At 78.0% G+C, this 1,163-nt stretch carries 1 protein-coding gene; it reads right to left on the minus strand.

Translation table 11 applies throughout. The features are described 5' to 3' along the window. On the minus strand, positions 1-1,163 hold a 1,163-nt coding region (locus ACIQOV_RS42240; protein WP_401056559.1), incomplete at both ends, for a hypothetical protein.

Below are 1,163 nucleotides of genomic sequence, written 5' to 3' on the forward strand. Positions count from 1 at the left end.
GTACCGGTGTGCCGCGCAGGTGCACCGGCTTCTCCTCCGCCTCCTTCTCGGCGGCCACGGCGGCGGCAGCGACGGCAGCGGCAGCGGGGGCTTGAGCCGGAACCTGAGCCGGAGCAGGGGCGGGCGTCCGGACCGGAGCGGGAGCCTGGACCGGAACGCCGCTCATCGCGGCCGGCACGCCGTCCCAGCCGAACTGGACGCTCTTCAGCAGCTCCGCGAACGCCTCCGTGTACAGCTCCCAGTCCTCCGGCCGCGCCGTGGACAGCTGGGCGCACAGCACCGTCCCGCCGTCCGGCAGCGGCACGAAGGCCTGGACGGCCGAGGTGACCACCCAGCGCCGCTGCCCGTCGGCGGCCAGCGGGCCGGGCACCGGGGCGGTCCGGCCCTCGACCAGGACGGCGGCCGGACCGGCCGGCAGCAGGACGGTCCACACCTCGGCGTGCCGCCGGACGGTGGCCAGTTCGGTGGCGAGCGCGGTGATCGGCAGCGGGTGCCGGGCGAGCGAGACGACGAGGGCGGCGTCCGAGGTGCGGTCGTCCAGCTCCAGGGCGCAGACGCCGGCGTAGACGACGCCCGCGTCGCGGATCAGGTCGGCCAGAGTGGCGGAGATCACCGCGAAGTCGCGCCGCGGCTCCGGGCCGGTGGCGCTGAACAGTTCCTCGGCGACCTCCGCCAGGTGCCGGGCCAGTTCGTCGGCGGCCGCCACGGTGGCCGGGTCCGTACCGCCCGTCCGGTCCGTGTCGCCCGTCCGGTGCGTGCCGTCGGGCAGTGCCGACAGCGGGGGCACCGCACGGGCGGAGACGCCGGGCGGGCCGCCCGGGGAGGTCAGCGCGTGGAAGCCGGGCGGCACGACCAGCCGGACCTCGGCGCCCGCGCCGGTGGGCAGTTCGACCGGTTGCCGGGTCTGCTGCCCGGCCGCCAGCGCGGCCAGCGCGGGGGCGAACGGCGGGCGCAGCTTGGCGTCGGCGAACTCGCCGGTGACCGGGAGCTGGAACAGCGCGGCCGAGGTGGTGCCCCGGTCGGCGATGGCACCGCGCACCGCGCCGCCGCCGTACCGGGCCTGGAGCGCGGTGACCACCCGGTCGGTGAGCCGTGCGCCGGTGCCCGGCCGGGCGGTGCCGGCGGTGGTCACCGTGCCGAGCCGGTCGAGGGCGGTGTGCACC

The sequence above is a fragment of the Kitasatospora sp. NPDC091257 genome, assembly GCF_044757675.1.
GTDB lineage: Bacteria > Actinomycetota > Actinomycetes > Streptomycetales > Streptomycetaceae > Kitasatospora > Kitasatospora lactacystinica.